General features: G+C 63.4%; 16 protein-coding genes. 4 read left to right on the forward strand and 12 right to left on the reverse strand.

The features are described from left to right. The first annotated feature begins 12 nt into the window (after positions 1–12). Positions 13–2,187 carry an RNA degradosome polyphosphate kinase gene (locus ACH107_RS08345; RefSeq protein ID WP_412505428.1) on the forward strand — a complete coding sequence of 725 codons (2,175 nt, stop codon included), beginning with the start codon at positions 13–15 and terminating at the stop codon, positions 2,185–2,187. Positions 2,188–2,242: 55 nt separating this feature from the next. After that, positions 2,243–3,781, forward strand: a complete 1,539-nt coding sequence (locus ACH107_RS08350) for a Ppx/GppA family phosphatase (protein WP_412505429.1) — start codon at positions 2,243–2,245, stop codon at positions 3,779–3,781. Between the two features lie 11 nt (positions 3,782–3,792). On the opposite strand, the gene ACH107_RS08355 is transcribed toward ACH107_RS08350, so the two are convergent. The 7 genes from ACH107_RS08355 to ACH107_RS08385 all read right to left on the reverse strand — a co-directional run bounded on the left by ACH107_RS08355 (position 3,793) and on the right by ACH107_RS08385 (position 10,706). Continuing rightward, positions 3,793–4,155, reverse strand: a complete 363-nt coding sequence (locus ACH107_RS08355; protein WP_412505430.1) for a hypothetical protein — start codon at positions 4,153–4,155, stop codon at positions 3,793–3,795. A gap of 36 nt (positions 4,156–4,191) precedes the next feature. Next, positions 4,192–5,226 carry an endonuclease/exonuclease/phosphatase family protein gene (locus ACH107_RS08360; RefSeq protein WP_412505431.1) on the reverse strand — a complete coding sequence of 345 codons (1,035 nt, stop codon included), beginning with the start codon at positions 5,224–5,226 and terminating at the stop codon, positions 4,192–4,194. A 2-nt stretch (positions 5,227–5,228) separates the two neighbouring features. Continuing rightward, a complete protein-coding gene (locus ACH107_RS08365; protein ID WP_412505432.1) occupies positions 5,229–5,909 on the reverse strand; it encodes a TerB family tellurite resistance protein in 681 nt (226 codons plus the stop codon). A gap of 261 nt (positions 5,910–6,170) precedes the next feature. Beyond that, a complete protein-coding gene (locus ACH107_RS08370) occupies positions 6,171–6,785 on the reverse strand; it encodes a VOC family protein (RefSeq protein WP_412505433.1) in 615 nt (204 codons plus the stop codon). Between the two features lie 80 nt (positions 6,786–6,865). Next, the gene (locus ACH107_RS08375) at positions 6,866–7,339 is read right to left on the reverse strand and encodes an MAPEG family protein (protein ID WP_412505434.1); all 474 of its coding nucleotides are present in this window, start codon (positions 7,337–7,339) and stop codon (positions 6,866–6,868) included. Positions 7,340–7,408: 69 nt separating this feature from the next. Beyond that, complete coding sequence (gene scpA, locus ACH107_RS08380) at positions 7,409–9,538, reverse strand: methylmalonyl-CoA mutase (protein WP_412505435.1); 2,130 nt, start codon at positions 9,536–9,538, stop codon at positions 7,409–7,411. Further along, positions 9,510–10,706 (reverse strand): hypothetical protein, encoded by a 1,197-nt coding sequence (locus ACH107_RS08385; protein WP_412505436.1) that lies wholly within the window; start codon positions 10,704–10,706, stop codon positions 9,510–9,512. Before ACH107_RS08385 ends, scpA begins: the two co-directional genes overlap by 29 nt. A gap of 34 nt (positions 10,707–10,740) precedes the next feature. On the opposite strand from ACH107_RS08385, the gene ACH107_RS08390 reads away from it, so the two are divergent. Beyond that, a complete protein-coding gene (locus ACH107_RS08390; protein WP_412505437.1) occupies positions 10,741–11,073 on the forward strand; it encodes a DUF4174 domain-containing protein in 333 nt (110 codons plus the stop codon). 13 nt (positions 11,074–11,086) lie between these two features. On the opposite strand, the gene ACH107_RS08395 is transcribed toward ACH107_RS08390, so the two are convergent. The 5 genes from ACH107_RS08395 to ACH107_RS08415 form a co-directional block, all read right to left on the reverse strand. Beyond that, positions 11,087–11,569: a hypothetical protein gene (locus ACH107_RS08395; RefSeq protein WP_412505438.1), complete on the reverse strand. Its 483-nt coding sequence runs from the start codon at positions 11,567–11,569 to the stop codon at positions 11,087–11,089. A gap of 49 nt (positions 11,570–11,618) precedes the next feature. Next, a complete protein-coding gene (locus tag ACH107_RS08400) occupies positions 11,619–13,619 on the reverse strand; it encodes an acetyl-CoA carboxylase biotin carboxylase subunit (protein WP_412505439.1) in 2,001 nt (666 codons plus the stop codon). A 435-nt stretch (positions 13,620–14,054) separates the two neighbouring features. Then, positions 14,055–14,414: a hypothetical protein gene (locus ACH107_RS08405; RefSeq protein ID WP_412505440.1), complete on the reverse strand. Its 360-nt coding sequence runs from the start codon at positions 14,412–14,414 to the stop codon at positions 14,055–14,057. Between the two features lie 373 nt (positions 14,415–14,787). Continuing rightward, positions 14,788–15,189 (reverse strand): DUF6497 family protein, encoded by a 402-nt coding sequence (locus tag ACH107_RS08410; protein WP_412505441.1) that lies wholly within the window; start codon positions 15,187–15,189, stop codon positions 14,788–14,790. Between the two features lie 29 nt (positions 15,190–15,218). After that, positions 15,219–16,751 (reverse strand): acyl-CoA carboxylase subunit beta, encoded by a 1,533-nt coding sequence (locus tag ACH107_RS08415; protein ID WP_412505442.1) that lies wholly within the window; start codon positions 16,749–16,751, stop codon positions 15,219–15,221. Between the two features lie 169 nt (positions 16,752–16,920). Between ACH107_RS08415 and ACH107_RS08420 the strand changes: the two genes are divergently transcribed. Continuing rightward, positions 16,921–18,138 (forward strand): multidrug effflux MFS transporter, encoded by a 1,218-nt coding sequence (locus ACH107_RS08420; RefSeq protein WP_412505446.1) that lies wholly within the window; start codon positions 16,921–16,923, stop codon positions 18,136–18,138. Positions 18,139–18,171 lie beyond the last annotated feature (33 nt).

The raw sequence follows: 18,171 nt of genomic DNA on the forward strand, positions 1-18,171 counted from the left end.
CACAAGGCTTCCATGACCCAGTCCAACTTCCTGAAATCGCCCCTTCCCGAGCCCGTTGACCTAACGGACCTCGACATGTCGGGTCCCGGACGTTTCTACAATCGCGAACTCAGCTGGCTGGGCTTCAACTGGCGCGTTCTCGAAGAGGCCCAGCACGCGCGCCTCCCGTTGCTTGAAAGGCTGCGTTTCCTGTCGATCTCGGCGACCAATCTCGACGAGTTCTACAACGTGCGCGTGGCCGGCCTTCGCGAACTGGCCCATGCGGGCAACACGACACCGGCGGTCGACGGGCTGACCCCCGCAGAGCAACTCGTCAGGATCGACGAGAACGCGCGGCGCCTGCTCGACTCACAGCAGGAAACCTACGAGGCCTTGCGGCGGGAGATGGAAGAAAAGAACATATCCATCCTCGAACGGGACAACCTCACGGCGGAAGACCGCAAGTTCCTGGGCGACGTCTTCATCGACAAGGTTTTTCCGGTGCTATCGCCCCTTGCCATCGATCCGGCGCACCCGTTTCCGTTCATCCCGAATCTCGGCTACTCGCTGGCGCTACAGCTTGAACGAAAATCCGACAAACGCGCCCTTCAGGCGCTGCTGCCGATTCCGCACCAGATCGACCGTTTCGTGACACTCCCCGCGCCGGACGGCGCACATCGTGTCCTGCCGCTCGAAGAATTGTTGCTTATGCACCTGACGAGCCTCTTCCCGGGTTACAGGTGCAAGGCGCACTGCTCGTTCCGCGTCCTGCGTGACAGCGACCTCGAGGTCGAGGAAGAAGCAGAGGACCTCGTGCGGGAATTCGAAGTTGCGCTGAAGCGGCGTCGCCGGGGCGAGGTGGTGCGCATGAAGCTCTCGGCGGGCGCGCCGGCCGCCCTGCGCGAGATGATCATGCGCGAATTGCACGTCGAACCGCACGAGGTCGTCGAGGTCAAGGGGATGATCGGGCTGGCCGACCTCAAGGAACTCGTGCTCGAAGAGCGTCCCGATCTTCTGTGGCCCAGTTTCACGCCGCGCGTCCCCGAGCGGGTGCAGGACCATGACGGCGACATGTTCGCGGCCATTCGACAGAAGGACATGTTGCTGCACCATCCCTACGAGACGTTCGACATGGTCGTGCGTTTTCTTGCACAGGCGGCACGTGACCCGCACGTCGTGGCCATCAAGCAGACGCTATACCGCACCTCCAAGGACTCACCCATCGTCGAGGCACTCTGCGAAGCCGCCGAGGACGGCAAGTCGGTCACGGCCCTCGTCGAGTTGAAAGCCCGTTTCGACGAGGCCGCGAACATCCGCCAGTCACGCCGTCTGGAACGGGCCGGCGCGCACGTGGTTTACGGTTTCATCGACTGGAAGACGCACGCAAAGATTTCGACGGTGGTCCGGCGCGAAGGCGACAGCCTCGTGACCTATACACATTACGGCACGGGCAACTATCATCCGATCACGGCCAAGATTTACACCGACCTCAGCCTGTTCACATGCGATGCCGCGTTGGGGCGCGACGCGACAAAGGTGTTCAATTTCCTCTCGGGTTACGCCGAACCCGAAAAGCTGGAAAACCTCTCGATCTCGCCGATGATGCTTAAATCGCGGCTCATCGAGCTGATCGATGCGGAAATCGCGCACGCCCAAGCCGGCAAGCAGGCGCAGATCTGGGCCAAGATGAACGCGCTCGTGGAACCGGACGTGATCGACGCGCTCTACCGCGCCTCGCAGGCGGGGGTGAAAATCAGCCTCGTCGTCAGGGGCATCTGCGGGCTCCGACCCGGTGTGAAGGGACTGTCAGAAAACATCCGGGTAAAATCCATCGTCGGGCGTTTCCTCGAACATTCGCGCATCGTGTGTTTCGGCAACGGTGGCGGGGTGCCGTCCAAGGGCGCGCGGGTCTTCATCAGTTCCGCGGACTGGATGGGGCGCAACCTGAACCGCCGGGTTGAAACCCTCGTCGAGATCGAGAACGCGACGGTGAAAGCGCAGATCGTCAGCCAGATCATGGCGGCAAACCTCGCCGATGTCGCGCAAAGCTGGGTGATGAAGGCCGATGGCACCTTTACGCGATCGCAGGTTCCCGACGGGGAATTCGCCTTCAACTGCCATCGTTTCTTCATGGAGAACCCGTCCCTGTCCGGGCGCGGCTCGGCCGGGGCCGGCGATGTGCCCAAGCTGACTCATACGGGCGATTGATTCATTCCCGACACTGTCGCATACATGGAACCCGAAGTCGGGTCCGGGGGGACACATGGACGGGACAAACGACACCGCAGAACAGGATTGGGGTCCATTTGGCCGGCCCTTGTTTGACAAACCCTCGGCCCGCGCTGTCAGCCGTGTCGGTGTGGTTGATGTCGGGTCGAACTCGGTCAGGCTCGTGGTGTTCGACGGCGCGGCACGGTCACCGGCCTATTTCTTCAATGAAAAGATCATGTGCGGGCTCGGCGCGGGCATGTCGGAAACGGGACGCCTGAACCCCGATGGACGCGCGCGCGCCCTCGCGGCGCTCAAGCGCTTCAAACTGCTGGGCGACGGCATGGGCACCGGCCCCCTGACGGCGGTCGCGACAGCCGCCGTGCGCGAGGCGGAGGACGGGCCCGACTTTTGCGACGAGGTGATGCAGGCCACGGGCATCAAGCTATGGGTCGTGGACGGCCACGAGGAGGCGCGACTGTCGGCGCAGGGCGTCCTGTTGGGCTGGCCCGGTTCCTACGGGCTCGTCTGCGACATCGGTGGGTCCTCGATGGAACTGGCGGAGATCAACGGCGGCGAGGTCGGGCGACGGCTGACCTCGAACCTCGGCCCGCTCAAGCTGCGCGACATGAAGGGCGGCAAGAAGGCCCGCAAGACATACGTTCGTGAAACGCTCGCACAGATGCGGGAAAGCATCGGCCCGCAAAAAAATCGTCTGTTCCTCGTCGGTGGCTCGTGGCGGGCCATCGCAAAGGTCGACATGGCCCGGCGCGGATACCCGCTGCGGGTGCTGCACGAATATCGCATGAGCCCGGCGGACGTTCGCGACACCGCGAAATTCATCAAGGCTCACGATATCGAGAAAATCCGGCAGGACGCCGGTGTCTCCTCGGCCCGCGTGGCGCTTTTGCCGCAAGCGTCGGAGGTGCTGCGAGAACTCGTCAAGACCTTCAAACCAAGGGACATCGCGATTTCAAGCTACGGCATCCGCGAAGGGCTGCTTTACGAACAGATGCCCCAGAAGCTGCGCGATCGCGACCCGTTGATCGAAGCGTGCCGTTTTGCCGAGGCGAAGGACGCGCGGCTGCCCGGGTTCGGCAAGATCGTGCACGACTTCATATATCCCATTTTCAAGTCCGCCAGCCCGGAATGCAGCCGCCTGATCAAGGCGGCGTGCCTGTTGCACGATGTCAGCTGGCGCGCGCACCCCGACTACCGCGCAGAAGACTGTTTCGACAACGCAACGCGCGCCAATCTCGGCGGTCTGAAACATTCCGAACGCATATTTCTCGGGCTTGCGCTCATGCACAGGTATTCGAACAAGCAGAACAGCAGTCGTTTCGATGACCTCAAGCCGCTGCTGAGTGAACAACAGGCCCGTCAGGCCGAGGTTCTTGGCAAGGCGATGCGGTTCGCCGCCATGCTCTGGCTGCGTGAAGACGCCAACCTTGGAGAAATACGCTGGTTTCCCAAGAAGAAGGTGCTGGAGCTGCGCCTGTCCAAGGCGGCGCGCGACCTTTTCGGCGAAGTGGCCGAAGCGCGTTTCCTGTCTCTCGCGCAGTCACTCTCGGCCACGCCGGTCATCAAGCGGTAGCGCGCGGCCGTTCAGATCTCGATCTCGTCCTCCGGCGGCTCCTGCACCGTATCGGGCACCTTCTTGCGCAGGATTATGTCACCGTTTGGCAGCATTTCCGGCGGGTGGTAATTGCTCAGGTTCTCGACCTTGCCGAGTATGTCGGCCAAGGCCGGGCCCATTTCACGCACGAATTCACGCAGTTTGGGCTCCACGCCTTCGGCCAGCCCGCGCAGATCATCCATTGCCGGCTCCATCTCGCGCATGATGCCTTCCATGAACAGTCTTGCGCCCTCCTCCATCAGGGACAGGCCGTTGTCTTTGCCATCGTCCTCGGCATGGATCGGCATGGCTGGCAGGCACATTATCGCGGCGATCAGGAAAATCTGTCTCATGGTCGGAATATAGGGGCGCCGTGTGCCATTGTAAGATCAGATGTCGATATCGAGCGTCACCGGGAAGTGATCGGACGCGTCAAGCAGGGCATCGCGCAGTTCGGGGTACCGCCAGCACCCCGGATCGTCGAAAGGATGCCAGATCCGCCATCTCGGATCACGGGCCATCAGATCGGGCGATATCATGATGTAATCCAGAAGCGCCTGAAGATATCGACGTTCGCTCGTCAGGTAAAAACGGGCTGTTGCGCGCAACGGGCCGATCCGCTGTTTTACCGCGTCATGAGCGTGCGGGTCATGAAGCCTGAGCAGCGCCGGCGCATCCGCGCCCATTATGATCTCGACCGATGAACGCCCGAACAGGTCCTCGTATTCATCAAGGCCCGGCCCGTCATTGAGATCGCCGAGCAATATCAACGGATCCCCGGCCTCCAGATGCGCTTCCACGCGTTGGCGCAGCCAGACAGCCTGTGCCTGCTGCTTGCGCCGGTTACTGATAGCCATGCGCATGATCTGGTCCCGGGTTTCCGCCCCGTGCGGCGCCTTGGACTTCAGATGGGCACCGATCATGCGGAACCGGAACCCCGACGCCGTTTCCGCCGCGAGCTCGAAAGGCGGCTTCGAGAAGGTGATCGAATCCTTTTTCGCATCAATATCCAGATCAATGCGAAACTGGCGGTCGAAACGCGGAACGTCGCCATGTCCGTCACCGCCAGCCGACAGCGCCCCCTGCGGATCGTGCCGTACCCGAAGCGCATCCGGGTCGTACAAAAGCGCGATTTCCTGCTGGGTGCCGTTCTCGAAACCGACGACGGCCCGGCGCGCCCTGAGTTGCATGACACGCGCGAAATTTTCCAGCGCCAACACCGTGGCGCTTTTGCCGCCGGGGTCGGGCGCCTCGATGATCATGACCGCGTCAGCGTCGATCGCGGTCAAGACAATGCCGAGAGCAGCCAATTGATCCGACCGCGTCACGTCGTGTCGGGCTGACTTTTCCCCGTCATCCAGAAGATTGCCGTCCACGTCGAAAAGCGCGTTGAACCATTCCACGTTGTAGGTGGCGATGCGCATCGTCAGGCCGCCTCCTTGCTGATCTCCTCCCACGCGCGGTTGATGTCAACGATGCGTTTCTCGGCCATCTTGACGGCTTCCTCCGGGACCCCGCGCGCCACCATGCTGTCGGGGTGTGTTTCACGCACCAGTTTGCGCCATCGCTTGCGGATCTCGTCGAGGGGCATGTCCGGCGTCACGCCGAGCACGGCATACGGATCAGGATGCGCATCCGGCACGAAACGGCACCGCAACCCCTTGAAACGGGCCTCGCCGATCCCGAATATCTCGGCCACACGGGCCAGGAAGTCGTTTTCCTTGGGGTGATAGACGCCATCGGCCATCGCGATATGAAAAAGACCTTCCATAAGGTCGTTCAGCGTACCCGCCTCGTCACCGAACATCTTGCGGATCCTGCGGGCGTATTCCTCGTAACCTGCCACGTCCTGCCGCGCGAGGTTGAAGACGCGCGCGGCGCCCGGCTCGTCCTCGGGTGCGATATGGAATACTTCGCGGAACGCCGAAACCTCGTCTTTCGTTACCAGCCCGTCGGCCTTGGCCATCTTGGCACTGAGCGCGATCACCGCGATCGTGAACGCGACGCTGCGTTCGGGTGGCGCACGCAAACGGTCGAATATCTCCGTCAGCGACTCGCCCTTGGCAAGGGCTGACACGGCGTCCGCAATGCGTTTCCAGATGGACATGGTTCAACCCTACCGGCTTTCTCACCCGCTGTCAGCGCGACGGCCGCGGAAACGTCCGCGTCAGGATCGGATCAAGCAGTCGATTCCTCGCGCCGCCTGCCTTACCTGCCCCGTGCTGTCAAAGCATTTATGGCGGTTAAGCCTGATCGCGTCTCGCGCCTGATCCGGACCATCCGCGTTCACGCCCCCGCAACTGCACGGCAGAACGGGTTCCGGACAGCCACGAACACAGGCGATTCCAGAAGCAGGTCCGGCGGGTTTTCAGGCCAGCAGCCTTGTCCCGTCCGGCGTTTCGATCTCGGCGCCCAAGCGCGCGGGCCCAGACCGGAAGACAATCCGGTCATCAACGAGGACCGTCGACAGCGCGTCGGCAAGCGCGCACACCTCCGGGTGGGAGACCGTGAGCCGGGTCAGCCTGCACCCCGAGCCGGGCAGGATCTGTGCGGGCGTCGGCGTGCACTCCCACTGCATCAACGCCGGGAACATGTTGTCAAAAGGCAGTATCCCGTTCCGCGGCACCGCCATGCGCCAATTCAGATCCCCGCGCGACAGCGCCACGGCGGTACCTGCCGCCGGAAAGCGGCTTATCATCGCGTCAAGATCATTCGTACGGCAAATCCAGTTGGCCAGGCGCGGCGGCCCCTTGAAGCGATCAAGATCGAACCACCGCGCACCTTCCGGCGGGCCCGGCACGGACGCGTCGATCGCGATCACCTCGAGATAGAGACCGTCCGCCAAGCCGAGCAGACGGTTGTGTGTGCCGAACCGCGGATGAACGCCCCCGGGCAGCAAGGGGACGCCAAGCCGTGACTCGGCAACATCGCCCCCCTCTTCAAGGGTCTCGGCAGCAAGGGCAATATGATCAAGTTGCAGCATCGAGCGGCCATGGGTCGGCAGGGTTGCGTTAAAGACTTACAGCGCGGGTCAGGCTTTTGGCACCGTGATCGGGATTGGCATCAACCGCTGCCATACGCCGCGGCCGACGCGAGCGCCCACAAGGCAACGAGCATCGTGGGGGCGAAGGTGGCAGCGCGGCCGAGATCTCGCAGGGGGCGCGACAGATATGCACCCAGCCAGTGACCAAGACTGGAAATCACGAACCCGACACCGAGCACCGTGATCGCACCCGGCCCCGCCGACCCCAGCAGGACGGCCGCGCCTGGCCAGATGCACAAGGCCAGCACGAGCTGTAGCACCGTCACGTCAAGGACGTGCCGATCGATACGCCACTGTCGGCCGGCACGCTGGCGCCAGCCGATCCGAGCCACCATCAGCGCAAGCACGAGCCCCGGAGCGAGGAAAGCCGTCATGACCGTCGGCATCAGCGTGAACACCGGCAAGGTAACAAAGCGGGCAGCGCCCCACAAAAGCGCGACGCTCCACAGCAAGGACAATGAGATGATGATCAGGCCGGCCCTGCCCCGTGGCATGTCGGATCCTCCTCGCGAGTCGTTTCCACGTTCGGCGGCATGGCCTGCCCGGTCACCATCCCGCGCGCTTCAGGACCGTGCCTGCCTGATCAGCTTCAGGATGTCCTGTGCCGCGTCCGGGATATTGGTCCCCGGCCCGAAAATCGCCTTCACCCCGGCTTCCTCGAGGAAAGCATAGTCCTGTTGCGGAATGACCCCGCCGCAGATCACGATGATGTCATCGGCATCCTTGTTTCGCAACGCCTCGATGAGCTTGGGGGCCAGCGTCTTGTGACCGGCTGCCTGGCTGGAGATACCGATGACGTGGACGTCATTGTCGATGGCATCCTGCGCGGCCTCTTCCGGGGTCTGGAACAGCGGGCCGACATCCACGTCGAAACCGATATCGGCAAACGCCGTCGCGATCACCTTGGCCCCCCTGTCGTGCCCGTCCTGTCCCATCTTCACGACCAGCATCCGCGGGCGACGCCCCTCGGCTTCGGCAAATTCCTCGACGGAATGCTGGATGGCCGCGAAGCCCTCATCGCCCTCGTAGGCCTTGCCGTATACACCGGCCAGGGTCTTGACCTCGGCGCTGTGCCGGCCGAATTCGTTTTCCATCGCCATGCTGATTTCCCCCACCGATGCACGCGCCCGCGCGGCGTTGACCGCCGCTTCCAAAAGGTTGCCGCCCTCTCTCGCGCGGCGGCCCAGCTCATCCAGCATCGCCTGGCACTGGCCATCGTCCCGGGCGGCGCGGATTTTCTGCAGGCGCTCAACCTGGGAATTGAGAACGGCGGTATTGTCGATGTCCAAAAGATCGATCGGGTCTTCCTTGTCACGACGGTACTTGTTGACGCCCACGATGACCTCGTCACCGCGATCAATCATCGCCTGCCGCGTCGCGGCACTTTCCTCGATCCTCAGCTTGGGCATACCGCTGGCCACGGCCTTGGTCATCCCGCCCATTTCGTCGACTTCCTTAATAAGCTCCCATGCTTTTTCAGCCAGATCATGCGTGAGCTTCTCGACGTAATAGGAGCCGGCGAGCGGATCGACCACGTTGGTCACGCCGGTTTCCTCCTGCAGGATCAGCTGGGTGTTCCGCGCGATGCGGGCGCTGAAATCGGTGGGCAGCGCCATCGCCTCGTCGAGGGCGTTGGTATGCAGTGACTGTGTGCCGCCCAGAACCGCACTCATCGCTTCGTAGGCCGTGCGCACCACGTTGTTGTAGGGGTCCTGTTCCTGCAGGCTCACGCCACTGGTCTGGCAATGCGTGCGCAACATCTTGGACTTGTCGTTCTGTGCGCCGAACTCGGTCATGATGCGATGCCAGAGCAGCCGCGCGGCGCGAAGCTTGGCCGCCTCCATAAAGAAGTTCATGCCGATGGCGAAGAAGAAAGACAGCCGCGGCGCGAAGCTGTCCACGTCCATGCCCGCCGCGATCGCCGCCTTCACGTATTCCTTGCCATCGGCGAGGGTGTAGGCCAGCTCCTGCACGAGGTTCGCGCCCGCCTCCTGCATGTGGTAGCCCGAGATCGAGATCGAGTTGAAACGCGGCATCTCGGTCGAGGTGTATTCGATGATGTCGCTGACGATCCGCATGGAGGGTTCGGGCGGATATATATAGGTGTTGCGAACCATGAACTCCTTGAGGATATCGTTCTGGATCGTGCCGGACAGGTCCGACAGGGCAACGCCCTGCTCCTCCCCGGCCACGATGTAGCTGGCCAGTACAGGTATCACGGCGCCGTTCATCGTCATGCTGACAGACACCTTGTCGAGCGGAATGCCGTCGAAAAGGATCTTCATGTCCTCGACGCTGTCGATGGCAACGCCCGCCTTGCCCACGTCGCCCACGACTCGGGGATGGTCGCTGTCATAGCCGCGGTGCGTGGCCAGGTCGAAGGCAACCGATACGCCCTGCTGCCCGGCAGCCAGGTTGCGGCGGTAGAAGGCGTTCGACTCCTCGGCCGTCGAGAAACCGGCATATTGCCGTATCGTCCAGGGCCGGCCGGCATACATCGTTGCCCGTGGCCCGCGCGTGAATGGCGCCGCGCCGGGGATCGAGCCCAGATGGTCGAGTTCCGCGACATCCTCCTCGGTGTAAAGCGGCTCGATCTCGATGCCCTCGAGGGTTTGCCACGTCAGATCGGACAGGGACCGTCCCTTGAGTTCCTTTTCCGCGATCTTACGCCAGTCTTCTTTCTTCGATGCCATTTGGCTGTCCTCTTTTCGTCTGGCCGGCGGGCGGATGTTTCCCCGCGCTCACCGGTCCGGTTTCCTCTACAAAGGTGGCCAGGCCGTCAGCCCCGCCCCGAAGCCAGAACAGATCGTCGGCATACGCCTCGCGAAGGCAATCCGCCTGTTCGCGCGTGAAAGGCATCCACCTGCCCTCCTGCGCGGGCAGGCACGCGGGATCGTCACCGCGATCGCTCAGTATCTTGCGCAGTTGGCCAAGGCTCGGGGCGCGGTTGACCCACTCCCGCGCGTGACGTCTCGGTGGCGTTGCAAGGCCGGTCATCATCGCCAGTTTGACTTCGGGCCGCGATCCGAAGGTTTCATAAGGCACGACGACGATCTCGGCTGCCGGCAGAGCGCACGCGATGTCGGCGATCACGTCACGCCAGTGCCTGTTCGCGGTCGCCAGCCGGTCCAGCTCCCCGTGCCGCGGCACATGATGCCCGCGCCCGACACTGTACGCCAATGCGGAGCTCCAGTAGCTGTCGTGACACCGGATCGACAGAACGATCCGCACAACACGCCCGGAGAAGGCCGCGCCAAATCTTGCCATCCGCTCACCGACATCCGGATAAAGCCTGTTGATTTTGAGGTTGCGCCTGCACGCGCCGATCATGTTCTCGTCGCTGACGATCAATTGGCGGATGCCGTCACGTGCCAGTTCAGCGAGGTTCAGGCCGATACGGCCCTGCGCGCGGTCCAGTTGCACGCCGGGAGGGCGGCGCCCGGGCACGGGGACAACCCCGGTGAGAAGCCCGTCACGTGTCCGCCATGGACCCCAGAAGCCGATCCCCGTGGCGGCGAGTCTTTGCGCGTTCTCTCGAAGGTAAAACTGGAACCCGGTCGAGGCTGTCCGATGCGCTCCAAGATGCAGGATGATTTCCATGTCGTCACGCGCCTTTCGCTCTTGCGCCGCACCATGCGGCGGATGGGCCATGCGGATCATGCTGCACCCGAAAGCTGACGAAGGAATTAAGGTTAAAATTTTCAGAGGCCCCACGCGAACAGACTTCGCAAATCGGTCGAACACGCCTATATCTTGCCGCACAGGAGGCACCATGCGAATTCTAATTTCCCTTGTTTTACTGCTGTTTGCGCCACTACCGGCCATCGCGCAAGACGCGGCGGCATCCGATGAGCCGTACATTCCGGCTCTGATCCGGAAGGCAGGTGAGTCGCAATTGAACGACTTTCTGTGGCAATACCGGCCATTGATCGTCTTCGCCGACAGCGCCTCGGACCCGAGGTTCATCCGACAGATGGAATTCATCACCGACCGGCCCGAGCCCCTGGCAGCGCGCGATGTCATCGTGCTGACCGATACCGACCCGGCCGCAAACAACCCGTTGCGCACCGAACTGCGCCCCCGGGGGTTCATGCTGGTCCTGATCGGCAAGAACGGTGAAAAATACCTGCGCAAACCGTTCCCGTGGGATGTTCGTGAAATCACCCGGACGATCGACAAACTGCCGACGCGACAGCGCGAGATGCGCGAGCAGCAGGGCGGCAGCTGACCGGCCGCCGCCATCACGACGCTCCCCTCGCCGTGACGAGGACACCTGTGGCACGATCAAGCAGCATCAGAGTATGGTGTCGGCTGTCATACGCCAAAACGGTGGCCGGGTTCTGCAACGCGTAGCGGAACGCACTTTCCGTGATGCCTTCCATGCAGCGTCGCGCCTCAAGCGCCGTACGACGGATTGTCATTCCGGCTGGCCGGTCCGCAGTCACCAGGTCAATCAGGGCCGCATCCGGAGACCGCGCCGGGTCATCCAGCGCCGCCACGCCATGTCGCTCAAGATCGTGCAACAGGCGCGCCATGTCCGACGTCACCGGCAACGCGCTTTTCATCCGCGTCCCGCGCAGGCGGTAGGTTGCGGCCGCACAGTCGTGCTGGGCGCTGAATTCCACCGAGTCACCGATCATGAACCACTGGGCAAGCCGCGCGCGAAGCGCGACCTCATCCTCCCGCGCGCAAGCCGACAGAAAGCTCACGCAGGTCAGCGCCATCGGCACCAACCCGCTTCCAACTCGCTGTACGACCGCACCTTGCATCCGCTCACTCGAATTCCATGATCACGTCGTCAACGGCCAGGCTGTCACCGGGGCCGGCATTGATCTTGGTGACCACGGCTTTCCTTTCGGCCCGCAGGATGTTCTCCATCTTCATCGCCTCCACGGTGCACAACGCCTGCCCTTCCTGCACTTCGTCGCCTATCGACACATTGATATCGACGATCAGGCCCGGCATCGGGCAAAGCAGCATCTTGGAGGTATCAGGCGGCAGTTTCTCGGGCATTAACGCGGCCAGTTCGGCCTGCCGGGGTGTGCGCACATGGACCTTGATATCCGCGCCGCGACTGCGGATGCGGAAGCCGCCCGATATCTTGCCGGTCTTGAGTACGACGGGCTGGTTGTCCACGATCACATGGGCAAGCGTGTCGCCGGGCGTCCACGCGCTCGTCACGCGCATCGTCGCACCATCCTCGAATGTGACGGTCGCCCCGTCCTTGTCGGCGGTGACCGTCACCGGGAACGACAAGCCCTGAAGCGTCGCGACCCAGTCATCACCGACGTGACGTTCGTGGTTGTCCATCCGGCCCGAAACGCGGGTACGCCGTATCTCGGCAACGCGGTGCATCGCGGCGCAGCTCGCCGCGATGCGGCGCAAGGCATCCTCGCCCAGTTCCACGCCCTCGAAGCCGTCGGGGTATTCCTCGGAGATGAAGGCGGTTGTCATGTCGCCCGAGACGAACTTGGCGTGATCCATCACCGCGCTCAGGAACGGCAGGTTGTGACCGATCCCTTCGACCTCGAAGGCGTCGAGCGCGTTGCGCATCCCCTCGATGGCCTCGCCCCTTGTATGGCCCCATGTGCAGAGCTTGGCGATCATCGGGTCGTAATACATCGAGATCTCGCCGCCCTCGTAGACGCCGGTGTCGTTGCGCACCACCGCTCCCTCGACATCCAGTTCCGCGGGCGGGCGGTACCGTGTCAGCCGGCCGATGGAGGGCAGGAAGTTGCGATAAGGGTCCTCGGCGTAGAGGCGACTTTCGATCGCCCAGCCGTTGATACTGATATCGTCCTGCGCCAGCTGGAGCTTCTCGCCATACGCCACGCGGATCATCTGCTCCACCAAGTCGACGCCCGTGACCAGTTCCGTGACAGGGTGTTCCACCTGCAGGCGCGTGTTCATTTCAAGGAAATAGAAGTTCTTGTCGCCATCGACGATGAATTCCACCGTGCCGGCGCTGGCGTAATTCACGGCATGGGCCAGCGCGAGGGATTGTTCGCCCATGGCCCGGCGCGTCTGCTCGTCGAGGAAAGGGCTCGGCGCCTCCTCGATGACCTTCTGGTTGCGCCGCTGGATCGAGCATTCCCGCTCGGCAAGGTAAACGCCATTGCCATGACCGTCGCACAGGACCTGGATCTCGATATGGCGCGGTTGCGTGACGAATTTCTCGATGAAGATCCGGTCGTCGCCAAAGCTGCTTGCCGCCTCGTTCTTGGAACTCTGGAACCCTTCGCGCGCGTCGTCGTCGTTCCAAGCGATACGCATGCCCTTGCCACCGCCACCGGCACTGGCCTTGATCATCACCGGATAGCCGATTTCCTGACTGATCTTCACCGCCTCGTCGGCGTCCTCGATCAGGCCCATCACGCCCGGCACGGTGTTGACTTCGGCTTCCTTGGCGATCTTCTTGGAGGTGATCTTGTCGCCCATCGCCTCGATCGCGCCCTTCGGCGGCCCGATGAAGGCGACGCCCGCCGCCTCAAGCGCCTCGGCGAATTTCGGGTTCTCGGACAGGAAACCGTAGCCCGGATGCACCGCCTCCGCCCCGGTCTGCCGGATGGCGTCCATCACCTTGTCGATGACGATGTAGGATTCGTTTGCCGGGGGCGGGCCGATATGCACCGCCTCGTCGGCCATCTGCACATGCAGCGCGTTCCGGTCGGCGTCGGAATAGATCGCCACCGTGCTTATGCCCATCCGCCGGGCTGTCTTGATGACGCGGCAGGCGATTTCGCCGCGGTTGGCGATCAGGATCTTCTTGAACATGTCATGCACCTTCTTTCGGTTCTTGGCCGCGCGGGGCGCTCCCCGGCCCGGCATCGAGACTGCCCCCTGCCCCACGGCACGGGAAAGCAAATGGAACGCGTCCCCGCCACGCCCTCGGGGAACCGGCGGAACGACCGGCCCGGCGGTCATCGTCGCGAGGCCGCGACGTGGGGCGAATGTTGCGTGGAAAGAAAAAGGCGGGCGGCCTTTCACACTTGTCGGAAGACCGCCCGCGAGGGGAAGGGTAATGGAACATATCAGCCGTCGCGACTATCTGGGGGGACGCCCCGCCGGCACTGGGTATCATGCAGACAGATGCGCCAGCACCCAACAGGCGCCGCATCTCGCCGCCCGTATCGGCTGAATCATGCGTATTACGCGCCCCGTCTGGCAGATTGCCGCCAATGAGCGGGACGTGACCAGAACCGCGCGCCGTCATTCCCACAGATCCTCGTTGAACGCGTCGGGAAATGCCGCGCGGGCCGCCGGGACATCAAGGACGAGCAACGACTCGTAACTCTCCGGATCGAACGGGTCCTCGACCGGCAGCACTTCGCGGCCGAAAAGCCAGGACAGGCGCCCGGCATCCAGATTGCCGCGCTCGAACGGCTGATCACCGAAATGCTCCCACAGCGCGCGCACGAAAACGAGGTCGGCGTTGCTGTCCGCCGGCCGCCGATCGCGATAGCGTTCTCGCGCGACCAGCCTGGTCGCACCCTTGGCGTTGGCGCGACGGATGGTGAACTGGAAATCCGTGCCCGGCAGACGGCCGGGAAACCCGCGATGTTTCAGCATGACAGCCGCCCCGCAGGCCGGTCCTGCATGGCCCGAGCGGGCGGGGTGGTGGCTACCCCCCGGATCGTACGCTGGGGGCTGCCCGTACTTGTCGATCGGTTCCGATGCCACGGTGATGGGCTTGCCACAGACGGGCGCTTGCTCGGCTTGCTGCATGCATGCGGTGACACGGGCCGCGACGCCCCTGATGCCGAAGGACGTTTGCTGCTCGCACAAGCCCTCGAACGCGGCAGGCAAATCCTCGCGCTCTGGCCGGGTTTCATGACACAGCAGCCGACGCGGCGGGACCACGCCCCCCAACGGCACGCCACGATGCGTGACGCGAAAGCAACATCATACCAAGACTGCCAGCTTTCAAGATGTTGTACAGCCATCAGAAAGGCTCCCAGATGCAGCGGCCGCCGTCCACGCGAAAGGCCTCGAAAGACTGCGTTACCGCGGGATCGTACTCGCCGAATTCCGCCGCTTTATCGGCCAGTGAAATGACCACCCGCTCCGGCGGCGCGGCCATCGCCGCGACCTCGGGCAACGCCACGTCCCGGCAGAGATACGCCATGTCATCTGCGATGTGGGCAAGCGCCGCCTCGCCCCCCTCGAAGCCGGGCGCCACGAAGCGCAGCCGATACACGCGCCCCTCATCATCCAGCCGCGTTTCATGGAGGCTGGCCTGAAGGCCCGACGGCAAGATCACGGACTCGGACGCGACCGCGATGCCGGACACCGCGAACACCGCGCCGGCGCTTACCGCTGCGACCTCGCCGATCACGCCCTGCATCCTGCGCCCTTGTTCACCGGCCATGGGTATCAAAGCGGAATATTGTCGTGTTTCTTCCACGGCATCTTGCGCTTTTTCTTGCGCAGGGCGGCAAAGGCCCGGCTGACGCGCATCCGCGTGTTGTTCGGCTGGATCACCTCGTCGATAAAGCCGCGTTCCGCCGCGACGAAGGGATTGGCGAAACGGTCCTCGTAATCCTGCGTGCGGGAGGCGATCTTCTCGGCATCGCCGAGTTCGGAGCGATAGAGGATCTCCGTGGCGCCCTTGGCCCCCATCACGGCCACCTCGGAAGTAGGCCACGCATAGTTGAAATCGCCGCGCAGGTGCTTGGACGACATCACCACGTAGGCCCCGCCATACGCCTTGCGCGTGATGACCGTGACCTTCGGCACCGTCGCTTCGCCATAGGCAAAGAGCAATTTCGCCCCGTGCTTGATCACGCCGTTGTGCTCCTGGCTGGTGCCCGGCAGGAATCCCGGCACGTCCACGAATGTCAGGATCGGGATCTCGAACGCGTCACAGAACCGGACGAAGCGCGCGGCCTTGCGCGAGCTGTCGATATCGAGGCATCCCGCCAGCACCATCGGCTGATTGGCCACGACACCCACGGTACGGCCTTCCAGCCTTATGAACCCGGTGATGATGTTCTTGGCGAAATCCTCCTGAATCTCGTAGAAATCCCCCTCGTCCGCCACTTTGACGATCAGCTCCTTCATGTCGTAGGGCATGTTGGGGTTGTCGGGAACAAGCGTGTCGAGGCTAAGATCCTTGCGGCCCGGCTCATCGAAGAAAGGGCGCACCGGCGGCGCTTCCTGGTTGTGGAGCGGCAGGAAATCCACCAGCCGCCGCACCTCGGCCATCGCCTCCACGTCGTTTTCGAAGGCCGCGTCGGCGACCGAACTTTTCTTGGTGTGGGTTCCGGCCCCGCCCAGCTCCTCGGCCGTGACATGCTCGTTCGTGACGGTCTTGACCACGTCGGGGCCCGTCACGAACATGTAGGAGCTGTCCTTGACCATGAAGATGAAGTCCGTCATCGCGGGCGAGTAGACGGCCCCACCGGCACACGGGCCGGTGATCACGCTGATCTGCGGCACCACGCCCGAGGCTTCGATGTTGCGCTGGAAGACCTCGCCATACCCGGCAAGGCTGTCCACGCCTTCCTGGATGCGCGCGCCACCGGAGTCGTTTATCCCGATGATCGGCGCGCCATTCTGCATGGCCATGTCCATGATCTTGCAAATTTTTTGCGCATGGGTGGCGCTCACCGACCCGCCGAGCACGGTGAAATCCTGGCTGAACACGTACACGAGCCGGCCGTTGATCGTGCCCCAGCCCGTGACAACGCCGTCGCCGTAGGGCCGGTTTTGATCCATGCCGAAATCCGTGCAGCGATGCGCGACAAACATGTCGAATTCCTCGAAGCTGCCCTCGTCGAGCAACAGGTCGATGCGTTCGCGGGCCGTAAGCTTACCCTTGGCGTGCTGCGCGTCGATCCGGCGCTGCCCGCCCCCCAGACGGGCCTCTCCCCGGCGGCTCTCGAGCTCCTGCAGAATATCTTTCATGGCGGCTCCTCTCACGGTTTTGGCGGCACCATAGGCAAAACCCCACGATGCAGAAAGAAGAATCCGGCAAATTTGCAAATATCTGGAAACCAATGTCTGTTAACCCGCTAATCCGCAAAACACCGGCGCGGGATGGACTTCCGTGGTGCATGCTCCTACCACTTGCGTCATGCCGTCGCATTCCAGGGTCCGGTTTCTGGACCGCGCCACACCGCCACATGTCGTCACGCTGATCCTGCTGGCCGGGATCTCGGCGCTGGCGATGAACATTTTCCTGCCGTCCCTGCCCGGCATGACCGCGTGGTTCGAGACGGAATACCGGCTCATGCAGTTGTCGGTCGCGCTCTATCTCGGGGTCAACGCGGCGCTGCAGATTCTCATGGGGCCGGTATCGGACAGGTTGGGGCGGCGCCCGGTGATCCTCGGCGGGATGGCCATCTTCCTGCTGGCCACGGTGGGCTGCATCGTGGCCGGCAATGTCTGGGTCTTTCTTTTCTTCCGGATGTGCCAGGCCAGCGTCGTGGTGGCCATGGTGCTCAGCCGTGCCGTGGTGCGCGACATGGTCCCGCAGGACCAGGCCGCCAGCATGATCGGCTATGTCACGATGGGCATGGCCGTGGTGCCCATGATCGGCCCCGCGATCGGCGGCGTGCTGGATGCCGCCTTTGGCTGGCAGGCCAGTTTCTGGCTGCTTTTCGCGCTTGGCGCGCTGGTCACGTGGATGACGTGGGCCGACCTGGGCGAGACCGCGCCGCTGTCGGGCCAGACCTTCGCAGAACAGATCCGGGATTATCCCAAGCTCCTGAAATCGCCACGCTTCTGGGGCTACTCGATGGCCGCGGCCCTGTCGTCGGGATCGTTTTTCGCCTACCTGGGCGGCGCCCCCTTCGTAGGTGACCAGGTATTCGGGCTGAGCCCGGAGGAGCTGGGCGTCTATTTCGGCGCGCCGGCGATCGGTTACTTCCTCGGCAACTTCGTGTCGGGCCGGTTCTCGGTGCGGGTGGGTGTCAACCGCATGGTGTTGTGGGGCGCGACCATCAATGCCGGGGGCATCGCGCTGAACCTGACGCTGTTCCAGATGGGCCTCGGCACCCCGATCGGGTTTTTCGGGCTCATGACGTTCATGGGGCTGGGCAACGGCATGACGATCCCCAATGCCACGGCCGGCGCGCTGTCGGTGCGCCCCGAACTGGCCGGCACGGCAAGCGGGCTGTCGGGGGCCATGATGATCGGGGGCGGCGCGGCGCTGTCGGCGCTGGCCGGTACCCTGCTGAGCCCGGGCACCGGCGCGTTTCCGTTGCTGTGGCTGATGGTCGGCACCGCGGCGTCGGGCATTGTCGCCATCGCGCTGGTGATGCGGCGGGAGCGCCGGCTGGCCCGGCCGTGAGCCACGGCAGCGCGGGTTAATCGCCGGCGGGAC

The sequence above is a fragment of the Roseovarius halophilus (ex Wu et al. 2025) genome, from assembly GCF_047086965.1.

Bases quoted from the DNA above. Each gene is read 5' to 3' on its own strand.
- ACH107_RS08345 (WP_412505428.1), top strand. From the start codon at position 13: ATGACCCAGTCCAACTTCCTGAAATCGCCCCTTCCCGAGCCCGTTGAC.
- ACH107_RS08350 (WP_412505429.1), top strand. From the start codon at position 2,243: ATGGACGGGACAAACGACACCGCAGAACAGGATTGGGGTCCATTTGGC.
- ACH107_RS08355 (WP_412505430.1), bottom strand. From the start codon at position 4,155: ATGAGACAGATTTTCCTGATCGCCGCGATAATGTGCCTGCCAGCCATG.
- ACH107_RS08360 (WP_412505431.1), bottom strand. From the start codon at position 5,226: ATGCGCATCGCCACCTACAACGTGGAATGGTTCAACGCGCTTTTCGAC.
- ACH107_RS08365 (WP_412505432.1), bottom strand. From the start codon at position 5,909: ATGTCCATCTGGAAACGCATTGCGGACGCCGTGTCAGCCCTTGCCAAG.
- ACH107_RS08370 (WP_412505433.1), bottom strand. From the start codon at position 6,785: ATGCTGCAACTTGATCATATTGCCCTTGCTGCCGAGACCCTTGAAGAG.
- ACH107_RS08375 (WP_412505434.1), bottom strand. From the start codon at position 7,339: ATGCCACGGGGCAGGGCCGGCCTGATCATCATCTCATTGTCCTTGCTG.
- scpA (WP_412505435.1), bottom strand. From the start codon at position 9,538: ATGGCATCGAAGAAAGAAGACTGGCGTAAGATCGCGGAAAAGGAACTC.
- ACH107_RS08385 (WP_412505436.1), bottom strand. From the start codon at position 10,706: ATGTACGGCTCATCGGATGCCGCCGCGTCTTGCGCGATGGCCGGTAGT.
- ACH107_RS08395 (WP_412505438.1), bottom strand. From the start codon at position 11,569: ATGGCGCTGACCTGCGTGAGCTTTCTGTCGGCTTGCGCGCGGGAGGAT.
- ACH107_RS08400 (WP_412505439.1), bottom strand. From the start codon at position 13,619: ATGTTCAAGAAGATCCTGATCGCCAACCGCGGCGAAATCGCCTGCCGC.
- ACH107_RS08405 (WP_412505440.1), bottom strand. From the start codon at position 14,414: ATGCTGAAACATCGCGGGTTTCCCGGCCGTCTGCCGGGCACGGATTTC.
- ACH107_RS08410 (WP_412505441.1), bottom strand. From the start codon at position 15,189: ATGCAGGGCGTGATCGGCGAGGTCGCAGCGGTAAGCGCCGGCGCGGTG.
- ACH107_RS08415 (WP_412505442.1), bottom strand. From the start codon at position 16,751: ATGAAAGATATTCTGCAGGAGCTCGAGAGCCGCCGGGGAGAGGCCCGT.
- ACH107_RS08420 (WP_412505446.1), top strand. From the start codon at position 16,921: ATGCCGTCGCATTCCAGGGTCCGGTTTCTGGACCGCGCCACACCGCCA.